This is a genomic window from Alkalibacterium sp. AK22 (genome assembly GCF_000585255.1).
Classification (GTDB): domain Bacteria; phylum Bacillota; class Bacilli; order Lactobacillales; family Carnobacteriaceae_A; genus Alkalibacterium.
Window position 1 is genome coordinate 39,109 of the sequence record NZ_JANL01000019.1, and the last position, 16,546, is coordinate 55,654.

Genomic DNA, 16,546 nt, shown 5'->3' on the forward strand with positions numbered 1-16,546 from the left:
CTGCTGGTCTGGTGTAGACTACCGTTAACGTCAAAGAACAAGAAAAGTAAATGATCTTCTTCATTACAGCGAGTCAGCACAGAGTGGAAGGCTGACATGACGGGTCATTGAAAACGAGCTTATAAGACGCTTTTGAACCTGGGAGCCAAAGAAGGCAGGAGCGATTGGTCCGGCCGAAGAAAGACTAGGGTGAACGGGGGTAAAAGCCGTGTGCAGCGTTAATGCAAAGAGTTGGCAGATGGGCGATAACCGCTCAAACAGGAGTTCTTACCCGTGATACGGTAGGGCACTGGATATCTGCAAATAGAGTGGTACCGCGAATCGATCGTCTCTGTGTGAAAGCACAAAGGCGTTTTTTTTTATACCCAAAAAGACAGTAGACCAAAAAAGCAGACTAGAGGCATAGAAAACACCAATAAAAAGGAGCATATTTATTATGACTGAGAAAACTTACAAAAAAATCGTACTGGCCTATTCCGGAGGCCTGGATACGTCCGTCATTATCCACTGGTTGAAAGAGCATTATGGGAGTGAAATCATTGCGGTCACCGCTAATGTGGGTCAGGAAGACGAACTGATCGGACTGGAAGAGAAAGCACTCAAGACCGGGGCCTCCAAGTTCTATCTGGCCGACATCGAAGAAGCATTTGTTTATGACTCCATTTTTCCGACGCTCAAGGCGGGAGCAATTTATGAAAACAAGTATCTCCTAGGCACGGCAACAGCACGTCCAATCATCTCCAAGGCTCTGGTGAATATTGCCAAGCAAGAAGGGGCGGATGCGATCTGCCACGGCTGTACCGGCAAAGGAAACGATCAGGTTCGTTTTGAAATGGGGATAAAAGCTCTGGCTCCGGAGCTGGATATCATTGCGCCCTGGAGAACCTGGGAGATTAGCTCCCGTGATGAGGCCATCGATTACTGTGAGAAGCACCAGATTCCGCTAAAAGTTTCTAGAGAAACAAGCTATTCCAAGGACAAGAACCTTTGGCATCTGTCACATGAAGGGCTGGATCTGGAAAGCCCGCTCAATGAACCTAAATATGATTCTATTCTTGAAATGTGTGTCTCTCCTGAGCAAGCGCCGGATCAAGCCGCCTATGTCAGCATTACTTTTGAACAGGGCGTGCCGGTAGCGGTGGACGGCGAGGAAATGGACGGGGTGACTCTGATTAAGACACTCAATGCCATCGGGGGCGAGCACGCGGTCGGCATCCTGGACATGATCGAAAATCGTCTGGTCGGCATGAAGAGCCGAGGCGTCTATGAAACACCGGGAGGTACCTTGCTCTATTTCGCACACGAGCAGTTGGAGATGATCACTTTAGACAAAGAAACAATGCAGCACAAGCAGGAGCTAGCACAGAAATATGCCAAGCTGATCTACAACGGCCAGTACTTCACGCCCTTGAAACAGGCGCTGGATGCTTTCGTCGATGAGACACAGAAGACAGTGACCGGAACGGTCAAGCTGAAACTGTATAAAGGCAACATGATTGTATCCAGCGTAGACTCTCCTTACAGCCTGTATTCCGAAGCTTTTGCCACGTTTGAAAATGACGAGGTCTACGACCAGAACGATGCCAAGGGCTTCATCAATCTGTTCGGCCTGTCGAGCGTGATCCAGGCGGAAATGCAGCAGAAAACACAGTTTGGCAAGCTGGCTGATCAGGTTAGTGTCTACTCTCAGGAAGGGATGCAGGCATGAGTATGATCCAGGCAGGAGTCATTGGGGCTAGCGGCTATGTCGGTTCGGAACTGATCAAAATTTTACTCGGACACAGCCATGTGGACATTGCCGGCGTGTCGTCTGATACTTATGCCGGCCAGTCCTTTTCCTCGGTCTATCCGACGTTCAAAGGTCAGTTTGACGGTGTGTTCGAGCAAGCAGAGCAAGTGATCGCCAAGGCAGACATCATCTTTATCTGCCTGCCCCACGGCATGAGTGAAGACCTGGTGAAGCAGTGTCTGGACTTGGGGAAAAAAGTCATCGATGCCGGAGCAGACTTCCGTCTGCAGGACTTGACTGTTTATGAGGACTGGTACAAGACAGCCGTCAGATACCCTGAGCTGCATGAGCAGGCGGTCTACGGTCTGACAGAACTGAACAGAGAAAAAATCCAGGAGACGGATTTGGTGGCCAACCCAGGCTGCTACCCGACCAGCATTCTGCTGGCGCTCTATCCGGCAGTGGCCAACGGACTGATCAAAACAGACTCTCTAATCATCGATGCCAAATCAGGCGTGACGGGAGCAGGCAAGAGTCTGTCAGAAGCGACCCACTTTGCTACTAAGAATGAAGGCTTCGCCGCCTACAAGATTGGTTCACACCGGCATATCCCGGAAATCGAAGAACAGCTGGCCGTGATGGGGGGGCAAAAATCCTCCATTGCCTTTGTTCCCCATCTGCTGCCGGTCAACCGGGGCATTCTGGCGACGGTCTATGCCGATCTGCAGACGGACGCTCAGGCAACAGACATTCAGACGATTTATGAAGACTGGTATGAAGACGCCCCCTTTGTCCAGGTCAAAGGGCCCGGACAATGGCCCGACATCAGCCATGTCCAGCATTCCAATCAGTGCCATATCGGTTTAACGGTAGATGAGCGGACTAGCCGGCTGATTCTGGTCAGCGTGATCGATAATATGCAGAAAGGGGCTGCCGGTCAGGCAGTCCAGAACCTGAACGTTATGTATGGACTGACAGAAACAGAAGGACTTGCGATGGTAGCCCCATCGTTTTGAGGTGAGAAAGATGCAAACAGATACACTAGAAAAACTAAACAAGCAGATCTGTCCAACACAGGGGAATGTGACCGCAGCTAAAGGCTTTCAGGCTGCCGGCATCCATGCGGGCTTTAAAAGAAAAAGAAAGGACCTGGCGCTGATTTACAGTGAAAACCTGGCGGCTACTGCCAGTGTCTATACACAGAACAAAGTCAAGGGCGCGCCCCTTGAGATCACCCGACTCAACAGTCTGAACGGCTGGGCCCAGGCGCTGATTTGTAACAGCGGTAATGCCAATGCCTGCAATGCCAACGGGCTGGAAATCGCCGGCAAGACTTGTGAGCTGCTGAGTCAAAGTCTTGGCATAGAGGAGCAAGATGTCCTGGTCGCTTCAACTGGAGTCATTGGTCAGCCGCTCAGTATCGAACCCTTTGCAGCCGGTATTCCCCAGCTGGTGTCAAAGCTCTCTGAAGACGCCGGCAGTTTGGCAGCTGAAGCAATCCTCACGACCGATACCGGGATCAAGGAAAAGGCAGTGACTTTTGACCTGAACGGCTGCACTGTAACACTGGGAGGCATTTCCAAAGGCAGCGGGATGATTCATCCGAATATGGCGACCATGCTCGGCTTTATCACCACAGATGCAAACATCGAGCCGGCTGTATTGCAGCAGGCTCTGACGGAGGTCACTTCAGACACTTTCAACATGATCAGTGTGGACGGAGATACCTCGACCAATGATATGGTGACGATTCTGGCCAATGGAAAAGCCAGCAATCCTTTGATCCAGTCCAGCGAGCAGGAAGAGTACCGTCTGTTCAAGCAAGCCTTGCATCTGGTCTGCAAAGACTTGGCTGTAGCGATTGCCGCTGACGGGGAAGGGGCAGGGACACTGATCACCTGCAATGTACTCCAGGCTAAAGATGAGCAGCAAGCCAAGCTGCTGGCCAAGCAAATCATCAGCAGCAGCCTGGTCAAGGCCGCCGTTTACGGGCGTGACGCGAATGTCGGCCGTCTGCTTTGCGCTATGGGTTACAGCGGGGCCGAGCTGAATTATGAACAGGTGGACATCTATCTGCGTTCAGCAGACTACCGCAGTGTCTGTGTCTGTGAAGCCGGCGCCGTTGTACCTTTTGATGAAGACAAGGCCTATGAGGTTCTGGGAACGGATAAGCTCTTTATTGATATTTATCTCTATGCAGGCACAGAGCAGGCCACAGCCTGGGGATGCGATCTGACGAAAGAGTACGTGACCATCAACAGCGCCTACCGCTCCTGAAAGCAGCTTTTTCAGCCAGAGTATAAGAAAAGGCTGCTGACTGGATAAGAGCGCAAGTTGATTTAAAAAAGAGAAAGCAAAGGAGCACTTATGGATACATTTGATATGGCAAAAACACTCACTGGTGCTTTGCCGCACATCCAGCATTATGATCAGAAAATGGTCGTGATCAAGTACGGCGGCTCAGCAATGATGGACGAAACCCTCAAGGAAAAGGTTCTTCGCGACATCATGCTGCTGGCCAAGGTCGGCATGAACGTCGTCATCGTTCATGGCGGCGGGCCGGACATCAATTATTGGCTGGAAAAAGCGGAGGTGGAAGGCACCTTTGTCGAGGGCCTGAGAAAAACTGACTTGGAAACGATGGAGATTGCTCAGATGGTCCTAGCGGGAAAGATCAACAAGGACCTCACTCGAAAAATCCAGACTCTGGGTGGAAAAGCGATGGGCATCAGCGGGGTCGATGGAGGTCTAATCAAAGCCAGGCTGAAGGATCCGGGTAAGTTGGGAGCCGTCGGTGAAGTCGATCAGGTCAATACTGAGGTGATACATGATCTAGTCCAGAGCGGCTACATACCTGTGATTGCCTGTATCGGAATGGATGAAGCAGGAGAGGCCTGCAATATCAATGGAGATGAAATGGCTGCAGGAATCGCCAAGGCGCTGGAGGCAGACAATTTTGTCCTGATGTCAGATGTTCCCGGCGTTCTGGAAAAGCCTGACGATCCTTCGACCCTTATTTCACAGATCGAAGTCGATAGCCTGGATACACTAAAGGAAAAACAAGTCATTACAGGTGGCATGATCCCGAAAGTCAGCTGCTGCGTGGATGCTGTCAGTACGTCAGTCAGACAGGCCGTTATTCTGGATGGGAGACTTCCACATGCACTGATTGTCGAGTTTCTGACAGACAGTGGAATCGGGACCTTGTTTTACAAGAGTAAAAGTCAGATGGAAAGGAGCGCAATATGAACACAATCGACAAGACGCAGGCACATATCACCCCCACATACAACCGGCTTTCAGTAGTTATGGAAAAAGCAGAAGGCTGTCATCTCTACGATACCAGTGGCAAGGGCTACCTGGACTTTACGGCGGGGATTGGTGTCAACGCACTGGGCTACAACCATCCCAAATGGGTCAACGCGACGCAGAGCCAGCTGACTGCGCTTCAGCACATCTCCAATATATACTATACCAAACCCTCTGCTGATGTAGCCGAAACATTGTGCACACGCACGGGCATGAAGCATGTGCTGTTTGTTAATTCCGGAGCCGAGTCCAATGAAGTAGCGATTAAAGCCGCAAGGAAATACGGCCATCAGCAGAATAAGGACAAGCACAAAATCCTGACTCTCAAGAATTCCTTTCACGGGCGGACCGTAACGACATTAGCAGCCACCGGTCAGGATGTTTTCCACCAGTATTTCGATCCGTTCACGGAAAGTTTTGATTATGTAGAAGCCAATAATATCAGTGATTTGATGAACAAAGCGGATCCGACCGTCTGTGCAATCATGATCGAGGTGATCCAGGGCGAAGGGGGAGTGATCCCGCTTGAACCAGCATTTATTGAGGCCATCGACCAGCTGTGCCGTCAGCAGGATATGCTGCTGATCATTGATGAAGTCCAGACCGGGATTGGGCGAACAGGCAAACTGTTTGCCTATGAACACTTCGGCCTCCAACCGGACATTGTGACCAGCGCTAAAGGCCTGGGCAACGGCCTGCCAATTGGTGCTATCCTTTTCGGAGAAAAAGTTAAAGGCACCTTGGAAGCGGGGGATCACGGCTCGACCTTCGGAGGCAATCCCGTAGCAGCTGCCGGAGCGACCGTCGTGCTGGATGAGCTGTCGGAAGCTTTCCTGGAAAAAGTCCTCGAAAAGGGAAGTTATCTGAAAGAAAAACTGGAAGCTTTGGATGCGGTAGAAAGCGTCAGCGGCATGGGCCTCATGCTTGGGGTGACTTTCAAGCAAGCAAATGCCAAGGCCGTAATGCTGGAAGCGATGGAAGAAGGACTTCTGTTTCTGACAGCCAAAGACAAGCTGAGACTGCTGCCACCGCTGATCATCGACCAGGCTTCACTGGACGAAGCAGTCAGCTGTCTGGCGCATATTCTGGCTGAAAAAATGCAGGAGGTCACGAAATGAAGCATTTACTGAAACTGTCCGATCTGAGTCAGGACGAACTTCTTCTGCTGCTGAAGACCGGCCATGAACTGAAACAGAAACAGAAAGAAGGAATAGAGACTTCTTACTTGAAAGGCAAGACGCTCGGGATGATTTTCCAGAAGGCTTCGACCCGGACCCGGGTGTCCTTTGAAGTCGGCATGAGTCAGCTGGGAGGCCAGCCGCTTTATCTGAGTGCGTCAGATTTGCAGCTAAACCGGGGTGAATCGATTCAGGATACAGCGCGAGTGCTGTCGCGGTATTTGGATGGCATCATGATCCGCACCTATGACCAGCAGGACGTTGAAGATCTGGCTGCCTTCGGTTCGATTCCTGTTATTAATGGGCTGACGGATCTCTATCATCCCTGTCAGATATTGGCTGATCTGATGACTGTCCAGGAATACAAGGGACAGCTGGATCAGCTTAAGTTTGCCTTTGTAGGAGACGGGAACAATATGGCCAACTCGCTAATTGTCGGCTCCCTGCTTGCAGGGGCATCTATCGCTGTCGCTTCACCCTCCGGCTATCAGCCTGATCCGGCTATATTAGAACAATATGCAAGGCATGCAGGCTTCCTCCTGACGGAAGATCCTGTTGAGGCTGTCAAAGAAGCCGATGTTGTCTTTACAGATGTCTGGGCAAGCATGGGAGATGAAAGCGAGGCAGAAAAGCGCCAGCAGGTATTCAAGGATACCTACCAGGTCAATGCCAAGCTGCTGTCGGCAGCTGCACCGGACGTCATGGTTCAGCACTGCCTGCCGGCTCACAAGGAAGAAGAAATCACAGCAGAAGTATTCGAACAGCATGCCGAAGCAATTTTTGATGAAGCTGAAAACAGACTGCATGTGCAGAAAGCTGTGCTGCTTCATCTGATGGGAGTGAATGCACATGTCAGCTGACAAGAAAAAAATATGGCAGGGGCGCTTCAGTGGCCAAAGTGCTCAGGAGGTGGATGTGTTCAACTCCTCGATCAGCTTTGACCACATTTTATATAAGGAAGACATAACAGGCAGCATCGCGCATGCGCGGATGCTCGGCCAGCAAGGAATCATCTCGGCTGAAGATGTGAATGAGATTGTTGAAGGGCTGGAAGGCATTCTGATGGATATCCAAACCGGCGACCTGCCCTTTGATCCTGCAGCAGAAGATATCCACATGTTTATCGAAGCGGAGCTGACGCAAAGAATCGGCGAGGCCGGCAAAAAGCTGCATACCGGCCGCAGCCGTAATGATCAGGTTGCACTGGATTTGAGACTGTACGTCAAAAAAGAGGCATCCGCAGTCATTAGCCAGCTCAAAGACTTTGAAGCGGCCCTGATCAAGCAGGCTGAAGCGCACTTGGAGACGATCATGCCGGGCTATACTCATCTGCAAATTGCCCAGCCGGTCACCTTTGCCCATCACCTGATGGCTTATGCCCAGATGATTTTGAGGGATATCACCCGTCTGCATGAGGTGATTGCCCACACAGACAGCATGCCGCTGGGTAATGGCGCTCTGGCCGGCACTACTTATCCACTGGACCGGCAATTTGTAGCTGACCAACTTGGCTTTGGCCAGGTTACCGCCAACAGTCTGGATGGCGTATCGGACCGCGACTTTGTAATTGATGCGGTCTATGCATTAAGCATGGTCATGATGCATTTGTCCCGCCTGTCTGAAGAAATCATTCTCTGGTGCTCACAGGCTTTTCATTTTGTGGAACTGGATGATGCCTTTGCGACAGGCTCATCCATCATGCCGCAGAAAAAGAATCCGGATGTGGCAGAATTGGTCCGCGGCAAGACCGGCCGGGCTTACGGCAACCTGCAGACTTTGCTCACTATGATGAAAGGTATTCCGCTAGCTTACAATAAGGATATGCAGGAAGACAAGGAAGCTTTATTTGATAGTATGGAGACAGTCAAACTGGCCTTGTCAGCGATGACTCCGATGATTGCGACCATGACCGCCGACACAAAGAGTATGCGCCAGGCAGCGTCCAAAGGCTTTATTAATGCGACCGACTGTGCCGACTACCTGACGAAAAAAGGCATGCCATTCAGAGAAGCTTACGGAGTGATTGGCGGCCTGGTCAAAAGCTGCATTGAAAAGGATCAGACGCTTGAAGACCTGTCACTGGAGGCTTACCAGTCCTTCAGTAAGCTGTTCGAAGAGGATATTTTTCAAGTGATTGATTTGAAGACCTGTGTTGAAAAGCGTGATATCGAAGGAGGTCCGGCCCCCAAGGCAGTCAGCCAGCAGATCGAGAAGCTAAAAGCAGAGTTGGACAAGCTGGATTGAAAAAAGAAGGAAACGGGGATAACGGTTTCCTGCTAACGAAAGAGAACACGGCAAACTCTTGGAATAGGGTGCCTGCTGTGTTCTTTTTTGTGTAAGTGAAGGTTCAAGAGTTGGCCTGGCGGCTAACTGAATCGAGGCGACCTTTATTTTGAATAGTCTTTGAGGTGAAAGCGGGAAACGATGCAAGAATAAAAGCTATCTCTCAATTGTACTGCCTTGCGGATCAGCTGAAAGAGAAGGGGTTTCGAGTTGCGCCGCAAAGGTGGTTTGCGGGTCAACTGGGAGAAAAGGGGTCTTGAGTTGCGCCGCAAAGGTGGTTTGCGGGTCAACTGGGAGAAAAGGGGTCTTGAGTTGCGCCGCAAAAATGATTTGCGAGTCAACTGAAAGAGAAGGAGTCTCGAGTTGCGCCGCAAAGGTGGTTTGCGGGTCAACTGAAAGAAAAGGGGTCTCGAGTTGCACCACAAAGGTGGTTTGCGGGTCAACTGGGAGGAAGCTCATCCTTGAGTTGCGCCGCCGTAGATGACTCATAGCAACTGGAAAAAGAATTATAAAGACAAAATAAAGAAGAGTTCAGTCTGCCTGAACTCTTTCAGATCAACGGGGAGCTGTTGATTTGCTTAGCTTGGAAATAGACAGATACTAAAATCGGACAAAAAAGATGCCGGCAAACTGGCCGGCACCTCAGCAAATACTATAGAAGAAAGACTGTTTTCAAACAGCTCGTTTTAAACGGAAGTCAGTAAGCCGCTGTACTCAAGGCAGCTTGCGCCGCATGCATGCCAGCAATACGGCCAGTAATAAAGGCTCCCGTTATATTGTAGCCTCCAGTATAGCCGTTATAGTCGAGAATTTCACCGGTAAAGTAGAGATTTTGCATCAGCTTGCTCTCCAGTGTCTTCGGGTTCACTTCTTTCGTGTTAACACCGCCACCGGTCACAAAGGCTTTTTCAATCGGCAGGGAACCATGCACATTGAAACGGAAATCTTTCAGGAAATGGATAACTGTTTCCAGCTCCTTCTGGTTCAGTGTTTTGAAGGCTCGTTCACTATCGATTCCAGACTGGTCGAGTCCAAACAGAATATAACGCTCAGGGCCGAACTGCTTGAGGGTATTCTTGATACTTTTTTCGCCTTCCTTGTTCATTAGGCGTTCCAGTTTCTGCCTGAGCGATCCCAGTGTTTCGTCAGGCTGGCTGTCCAGACTCATGACGGCATGGTCAGTCTTGTCACGCTTCATAGTCTGCAGCACAAACATCGAGCAGCGCAGCACAGCTGGTCCGGAGATGCCGAAGTGGGTGAAAATCATGTCCATTCGGTGAGCGACCGCTGTTTTCCCTTTTTTATTCAGAACTTTCAAATCGACATCTCTGAGAGAAATCCCTTGAAGAGTCCGGTCAAGAATGAAAGACTCCTCAGACGTGATTGGGACTTCCGTCGGATATAACTCCTTGATTGTATGTCCAGCTTTTTTTGCCCATTTATAGCCGTCACCGGTTGAACCAGTCTTGGGCATCGCCCGGCCGCCTGTGGACAAGATGACCGAGGCGGACTCGAGTACGCGTCCGTCCTGCAGCTTCACACCATAAGCCGACCCGTTTTTATAAAGCACGGTATCCACGGGTGCGCCTGTAAAGACTTCGATTTCTGAATCTTCCATAATCTGACTCAAGGCGTTGACAATCGTCCGTGACTTGTCCGTAGTTGGAAACATTCGGCCGTGATCCTCTTCCTTCAGCTTGATGCCACGGGACTGGAAAAAGTGCATGATGTCATAGTTGTCGTACTGGTAGAAGGCGCTGTAAAGAAAGCGTCCATTTCCGGGAATATGGGAAATGATTTCTTCCTTGTCCCGGTTATTGGTCACGTTGCAGCGGCCGTTTCCAGTCACCAGCAGTTTACGTCCCACAAATTTATTTTTCTCAACAACGGCGACTCTGGCTCCGTGCTCAGCAGCCGAAATCGCAGCCATCATACCGCTTGTCCCGCCGCCAACCACCAGAACGTCATAGTGTGTCATATATAATATCCTCTTTTCTGTAATTACCTATATCTCGAACACTTTACCACATTCTGTCCAGGCTATCCATATCATTGGAGAATCGTCAGATAAAATTCACCTTTTCGCTTGTATGTAATGGATTACACTCTTTACACTGACAAAGTAAACGATTTAAATTCATCTACAGGAGGAATAAAACATGAGTTTCAGAAAAGATTTTCTTTGGGGTGGCGCTACAGCTGCCAACCAGCTTGAAGGCGGATATGATGAGGACGGCCGTGGGCTGGCTAACGTTGATGTCGCTCCAGTGGGAGAAGACCGTCACGCTATTATCTCAGGAGACAAGAAACATCTGGACTTTGATGGGGAACATTTTTATCCAGCTAAAAAAGCCATCGACCATTACCATCGTTACAAGGAAGACATCGCCTTGTTTGCAGAAATGGGCTTCAAAACCTACCGTCTGTCAATCGGATGGACGCGCATCTTTCCTAAAGGAGACGAAAAAGAGCCAAATGAAGCTGGCCTGAAATTTTATGAAGACCTCTTCAAGGAATGTAAAAAACACGGCATCGAGCCTCTGGTCACGATCACACACTTTGACTGCCCGATGCACCTGATCAAGGAATATGGCGGCTGGCGCAACCGTAAAATGGTGGACTTTTATGCCAACTTGACCCGCACACTTTTTACACGTTACAAAGGTCTGGTCAAGTACTGGCTGACCTTCAATGAAATCAACATCATTTTGCACGCACCGTTCATGGGCGCCGGCATTGTCTTTGAAGAAGGTGAAAACAAAAAACAGGTGCTCTACCAGGCGGCTCATCACGAACTTGTGTCCAGTGCAATGGCGACAAAAATCGCCCGTGAAGTCGATCCAAATATTCAGATCGGCTGCATGTTGGCAGCAGGGAAGACCTATCCGAACTCACCGCGTCCAGCTGATGTTCTGGCAGCCCAGCAGGCGGACAGACAAAATTACTTCTTTATCGATGTCCAGTCCCGCGGAGAATACCCGGCCTATGCACTGAAAGAACTGGAAAGAGAAGGCGTTGAAATTCCGTTTAAAGAAGGCGACAAGGAACTGCTGAAGGAGTACACAGTTGACTTCATCTCCTTCTCCTACTATTCCAGCCGAGTGGCTGCAGCGAATCCTGAAAACCAGGATGAGACATCCGGCAATATCTTCTCATCCGTCAAGAACCCTTATCTGGAAGCGAGCGAATGGGGCTGGCAGATTGACCCACTGGGTCTGCGCATCACCATGAACGACATCTATGACCGCTACCAGAAACCGCTCTTCATCGTCGAAAACGGACTGGGTGCTATCGATACACCGGACGCCAGTGGTTATGTGGAAGACGACTACCGGATCGACTATCTGTCTTCACACATTGCTGCCATGAAAGAAGCTGTGGAACTGGATGGGGTAGACTTGATGGGTTACACATCCTGGGGCTGTATCGATTTAGTCAGTGCCGGAACAGGTGAAATGAAGAAACGCTACGGATATATTTATGTGGACCGTGACAATTACGGAAATGGCACGCTAGAACGGACACCGAAAAAGTCCTTCTACTGGTACAAAAAAGTCATCGAAACAAACGGCGAAGACTTAAGCAACAACTAAAAAGTTTACACACTTATAAAGTGCCTGTCATTTTGACGGGCGCTTTTTTTATCACCGGAGTGTTCAGTTAATCGTTATATAGTGATCAGGTGAATAATGTAAACCAATGTGACTTCAACCCCGTTAATGAATGAATGGAATCAATCGGGTACTCTCTTTAACTATTTGATAAGATGAAACTATTAATAGAAAGGTGGATGGTGAATTGAATGATTTATATCATATGAATCAAGCGATGCAGTATATAGAAGACCACTTGGAAGAAAATATTGAGAGTGCTCAACTGGCAAAAATTGCCATGACTTCGGAAACGTATTTTAAACGTTTGTTTTCATTTTTGTCCGGTATGTCGCTGCAGGATTATATTAGAAAAAGACGCTTCACTCAAGCTGCCTTTGAACTAAAGGAGTCAGATGTAAAAGTGATTGATTTGGCTTTTAAGTATGGTTATACTTCGCCAGATGCATTTACAAAAGCCTTTCAACACGTCCATGGACTGACACCGACTCAAGCAAGGGAGTTAAATAGTTCTTTGCTGTCTTATCCTAGGTTGACGTTTAGACTTGATATAGAGGGAGGAACACCAATGAAATATAGATTAGTTGAAAAAGAAAGTTTTATCGTGGCAGGCTATCAGACTGAAGCTACAATTGGCAGTGAGGGTGAATCAGAAGAAATTCTCGAATTTTTGAGTAGTTTGACTGAGGATAACTTTGACAGATTAAATAACATTTCCAACGGCCAGTTTGATGGCAAGCAATTATTTGTCTCTTCAGACGTGACTGGGGGTGAAAAGCAGAGTTCTCAGAACTTCTATGTGGGAGTACCAGTTGATACTGTGCCAGCAGATCTGAATAGCATAACAATCACTAAGCAGTTATGGGCAGTATTTACTATTAAAGGGGAGTGGGATGCTGTTAACGATGCATGGTCTAGAATTTACACAGAATGGTTCCCGTCATCAACATTTGAACCGGCTTCATCTCCAGAATTTATGATCTCTAAAGATAATGAATCCGAAGTGTGGGTCGCTGTGAAAAAGAAGTGATGTTTCATTAATGCAAAGTGAAAAAAATTCTCTGCTGAATAGTTAGCAAGGAGTTTTTTTGTCTATCCGCTGCAAGAGTGAGTATAATGGGACTAAATAAAAACAGCTATGAAAGTGGAGGCGATCAGATAATGACGACACTAAGACACTTGACGAGTGAGGATTTTGAAGAAGTATACAATTTAAATCTGTATGCTTTTCATTTTAAGCACACGACTGAAAGCAAAGAAAAGATGCAGAAGGAATTCGAATATGGCAGTGCTCTAGGTTCGTTTTCAGGGGAGCAACTGACCAGTTCACTTATACTGTTCCCCTTTGAAGTCTATTATCACGGACAAGTGTTTAAAATGGGCGGCATAGGAAATGTCACCAGCTATCCGGAAGTGAGAGGTCAGGGGCAGGTCCGTCAGTTGATGACCGCCAACTTGAAAGAGATGAAGGATAAAGGAATGGTCTTGTCTTACCTGGCCCCTTTTTCCTATCACTTCTACCGCAAGTTTGGTTACGAAGTGACGTTTGAAGAGCGCCAGTATGACATTAAGCCGGAAGATTTTGGTTCGTTCAAAGCACCTGAACAGAGGGTGAAGAGAGTCCGCTGGGAAGACCATAAAGAAGAAATTAAAGCAGTTTATGCTGAAAAAATGATGGATGCCATAGGACCGGTAAAAAGAAACAGCTGGATATGGGACAACCGGATTATGGTTTCAAAAGAGAAAAAGCTGGCACTTTATGAGGATAAAAAAGGTGCTGCAAAAGGCTATGTTCTTTATGGGTTTTCAGGAGAAAATCAGAACCGTTTTGAGATCAAAGAACTAATGGCACTGACAGGTGATGCTGAACAGGCTCTGTGGACATTTATTGGCTCACACGCTGCCGGCTTCGAAAACTTCAGCTTCAGCGTGCGTTCAGACCAAAAACTGTCCCATCTATTTCGTGAAGCAAGGCTTGAGCAGAAGATGGAAGCCGGGATGATGGTCCGCATCGTGGATATGGAAAACTTTTTGAAGCAGTTCCCGTTTAAAGGAATTGAGAAACAGACATTCTATTTAAATGTCACGGATGAAACAGCAGAATGGAATGACAAGGTATTTAAGCTGGTACTTAACGAAGGAAACATTAGTGTAAGGACAGTTGATGAGCCGGAAGACAAGACTTTTTATATGAAAGCCAGCATTCAGACTTGGACACAGTTATTTATGCAATACAAAAAAGCAGCTGACTTGAGATTTGAGGGTTCGCTTGATTGCACAAGAGAAGCAGCACATGCATTACAGAGTCTCTTGCCAGCCGACGTTCCTGAGCTTCATGATTTCTTTTAAATGAGAGCAAACAGATGAACGATTCTAACACACACATCACCGGATAATACAAAGAATAAATACAAGAGGAGGAGAAAAAGTGAAGAAACTATATTTCTTATGTACCGGCAATTCCTGCCGGAGTCAGATGGCTGAGGGCTATGCCCGAAATATACTGAATCCTAAGGTATTTGATATCAGAAGTGCTGGGATTGAAACGCACGGACTGAACCCTATAGCGGTCAAAGTGATGGAAGAGGATGGGGTGGATATTTCTACCCAGGCATCCGATCTGATTGATCCAGACTATTTCCAGGACGCTGATTTGATTATTACCTTGTGCGGAGACGCTCTAGACAAATGTCCGGCTATTCCATCCGGGGCAGCGCATGAGCATTGGGACCTAAAAGATCCGGCCAGAGTAGAAGGTACAGAAGATGACATCCTTCAGGCCTTCCGGGAAACGAGAGACTTGATTAAAGCGCAGATTCAGACCTTGAATTGACAAGAAAGTATCCACCTTGTTTAATAGCAAGTGGTAAGCACTGTTTTTTTCTGGCTGAAAGAATATTAATGAAGTAAAGGTTTTTAGAGGAGGCATGTGCATGACCAGAGCGTTCGATGACAAGCTGAACACTATCAAGTGGATTGGTATACTGACCATGCTAATCGACCATACCGGCTATTTTTTGTTTCCCGGGCTGATCTGGATGCGAATGATTGGCCGGCTGGCTTTTCCCTGTTTTCTCTACAGTACGGTAGAAGGGACTGAACGGACGTCGGATTACAAGAAGTATATTACCCGGTTGTTTGGCCTAGGAGTTCTGTCCATGCCAGTGACGCCAAATACTATTAATGTGCTCTTTCTGCTGGGTATTTTTTCTCTTTCACTCAAATACCGGCGCTTTTTCCCCCTCTGGCTTCTGCTGAGTTTCTTTGCGGAATACAGTGTTTACGGCTTTTTGTTTGGCTGGGCCATCTACTGGATGATCCGGAAAAACCGGTGGGAAGGAGTGCTAGCCATAGGCATCGTACAGTTTTTCTACTTGCTGCTGTTCAGCTGGCCAATTCAGTTGCTATCTGTTCTGTCGGTCCCGCTTATGCTAGGAACAAAAGGTATTCAGTTGCCGAGACTGCCCAGGTATTTCTTTTACTGGTTTTATCCACTGCATCAGGCCCTGCTTTTGCTGATCGTCTGGGTCCGATGACAGCGAAATTATCCACCCTGTTTCCTGTATGTGAGGTGTGTTAAGCTTGTCTTAACAGTCTTCAGTCAACATATAGAGCACCTTGCTGCTCTAGACGCAAGAGACTTAACGCACAAACTGAAAAGGAGGGATAGAATGTGGCCGACCATTCACTTGCTGTTGATCAGTTCAGCTTTTTTTATGATATCTAGCTTAGCGTTTAAAGTCGATAAACTGGCAAAAAAAGTGGACAAACTGGAAGCAAAAAAACTGGATTCGTCAGAATACAGTAATTAAAGACAGCGAAATGAGGGGGGGGGAAGGTGAAAGTGAACAAACAGAAAATAGATACATTATCGGTATTGACAGGTCTAATCCTCATGAATATGTTCTTAATTTTGCTCTGGGACACGTCCTGGTGGATCTGGCTGCTGACAGGTGCGGGTGCTGCTGTGATAAGCCACCTTGTAGGAACAGGACTAACAGCTGCATTCACAGACAAGCAGCAGTCCGGTGAAGATACCGCTGATCCTGAAGATAAAACAACAGCTCAGGCTTATATCATAGCTCCAGCTATATTGTTTACCGCTCTTTTTTTGCCGGAAGCGACTCAAAGTGGCTCTGTCAGGTTTGAGGCAGTGCTGTCAGCTGCGGGAGGAGTCGGTTTTTATTACATAATCCTGCACGGTTACAGTTATTTTATGGAAGATATCGTCGACAGGAGAGTCTCCCCAAAACGACAGGAGCAGATCAGGCTGGTTCTGATGTGCTTATTTGTCGCCTTAGGCATAGGTTTTGTCTTTTTTAACTGATGATAAATCGGAAGGATATTTTTGAAAAACAAAAAACTGTCCCCATTTTAGACTAACACAACGAAATGAGACAATATAAAACACCTTCGAAATGGTATAATTTACAAAA

General features: G+C 47.9%; 16 protein-coding genes. 14 read left to right on the forward strand and 2 right to left on the reverse strand.

Annotated elements, in window-relative coordinates; genetic code table 11:
- Positions 1–436: 436 nt before the first annotated feature.
- From ADIAL_RS04045 to argH, 7 genes are all read left to right on the forward strand, one after another.
- On the forward strand, positions 437–1,708 hold the full coding sequence (locus ADIAL_RS04045) for an argininosuccinate synthase (RefSeq protein WP_051503702.1): 1,272 nt from the start codon (positions 437–439) through the stop codon (positions 1,706–1,708).
- Complete coding sequence (argC, locus tag ADIAL_RS04050; RefSeq protein ID WP_197017760.1) at positions 1,705–2,745, forward strand: N-acetyl-gamma-glutamyl-phosphate reductase; 1,041 nt, start codon at positions 1,705–1,707, stop codon at positions 2,743–2,745. Before ADIAL_RS04045 ends, argC begins: the two co-directional genes overlap by 4 nt.
- Before the next feature lie 10 nt (positions 2,746–2,755).
- Positions 2,756–4,006, forward strand: a complete 1,251-nt coding sequence (argJ, locus tag ADIAL_RS04055) for a bifunctional glutamate N-acetyltransferase/amino-acid acetyltransferase ArgJ (RefSeq protein WP_051503703.1) — start codon at positions 2,756–2,758, stop codon at positions 4,004–4,006.
- Between the two features lie 90 nt (positions 4,007–4,096).
- Entirely contained in the window at positions 4,097–4,978 is an 882-nt protein-coding gene (argB, locus tag ADIAL_RS04060; protein ID WP_034300374.1) for an acetylglutamate kinase, read from the forward strand.
- Positions 4,975–6,156, forward strand: coding sequence for an aspartate aminotransferase family protein (locus ADIAL_RS04065; protein WP_034300377.1), 1,182 nt, complete (start codon positions 4,975–4,977; stop codon positions 6,154–6,156). Before argB ends, ADIAL_RS04065 begins: the two co-directional genes overlap by 4 nt.
- Positions 6,153–7,076, forward strand: coding sequence for an ornithine carbamoyltransferase (argF, locus tag ADIAL_RS04070; RefSeq protein ID WP_034300380.1), 924 nt, complete (start codon positions 6,153–6,155; stop codon positions 7,074–7,076). Before ADIAL_RS04065 ends, argF begins: the two co-directional genes overlap by 4 nt.
- Positions 7,066–8,460 (forward strand): argininosuccinate lyase, encoded by a 1,395-nt coding sequence (argH, locus tag ADIAL_RS04075; protein ID WP_197017761.1) that lies wholly within the window; start codon positions 7,066–7,068, stop codon positions 8,458–8,460. Before argF ends, argH begins: the two co-directional genes overlap by 11 nt.
- Before the next feature lie 195 nt (positions 8,461–8,655).
- On the opposite strand, the gene ADIAL_RS04080 is transcribed toward argH, so the two are convergent.
- Positions 8,656–8,958 carry a hypothetical protein gene (locus ADIAL_RS04080; protein ID WP_155849174.1) on the reverse strand — a complete coding sequence of 101 codons (303 nt, stop codon included), beginning with the start codon at positions 8,956–8,958 and terminating at the stop codon, positions 8,656–8,658.
- Between the two features lie 238 nt (positions 8,959–9,196).
- A complete protein-coding gene (locus ADIAL_RS04085; RefSeq protein ID WP_034300389.1) occupies positions 9,197–10,477 on the reverse strand; it encodes an NAD(P)/FAD-dependent oxidoreductase in 1,281 nt (426 codons plus the stop codon).
- Between the two features lie 181 nt (positions 10,478–10,658).
- On the opposite strand from ADIAL_RS04085, the gene ADIAL_RS04090 reads away from it, so the two are divergent.
- From ADIAL_RS04090 to ADIAL_RS04115, 7 genes are all read left to right on the forward strand, one after another.
- Positions 10,659–12,092, forward strand: a complete 1,434-nt coding sequence (locus ADIAL_RS04090; protein WP_034300392.1) for a 6-phospho-beta-glucosidase — start codon at positions 10,659–10,661, stop codon at positions 12,090–12,092.
- Positions 12,093–12,297: 205 nt separating this feature from the next.
- Positions 12,298–13,140, forward strand: coding sequence for an AraC family transcriptional regulator (locus tag ADIAL_RS04095; protein WP_034300395.1), 843 nt, complete (start codon positions 12,298–12,300; stop codon positions 13,138–13,140).
- A gap of 86 nt (positions 13,141–13,226) precedes the next feature.
- Positions 13,227–14,459, forward strand: coding sequence for a GNAT family N-acetyltransferase (locus ADIAL_RS04100; RefSeq protein ID WP_034300398.1), 1,233 nt, complete (start codon positions 13,227–13,229; stop codon positions 14,457–14,459).
- A gap of 79 nt (positions 14,460–14,538) precedes the next feature.
- A complete protein-coding gene (gene arsC, locus ADIAL_RS04105) occupies positions 14,539–14,943 on the forward strand; it encodes an arsenate reductase (thioredoxin) (RefSeq protein ID WP_034300402.1) in 405 nt (134 codons plus the stop codon).
- A 100-nt stretch (positions 14,944–15,043) separates the two neighbouring features.
- Positions 15,044–15,646: a TraX family protein gene (locus tag ADIAL_RS11020; protein WP_051503704.1), complete on the forward strand. Its 603-nt coding sequence runs from the start codon at positions 15,044–15,046 to the stop codon at positions 15,644–15,646.
- A gap of 135 nt (positions 15,647–15,781) precedes the next feature.
- The gene (locus tag ADIAL_RS11360; protein WP_155849175.1) at positions 15,782–15,922 is read left to right on the forward strand and encodes a hypothetical protein; all 141 of its coding nucleotides are present in this window, start codon (positions 15,782–15,784) and stop codon (positions 15,920–15,922) included.
- A gap of 26 nt (positions 15,923–15,948) precedes the next feature.
- A complete protein-coding gene (locus ADIAL_RS04115) occupies positions 15,949–16,437 on the forward strand; it encodes a hypothetical protein (RefSeq protein WP_034300405.1) in 489 nt (162 codons plus the stop codon).
- Positions 16,438–16,546: the final 109 nt, after the last annotated feature.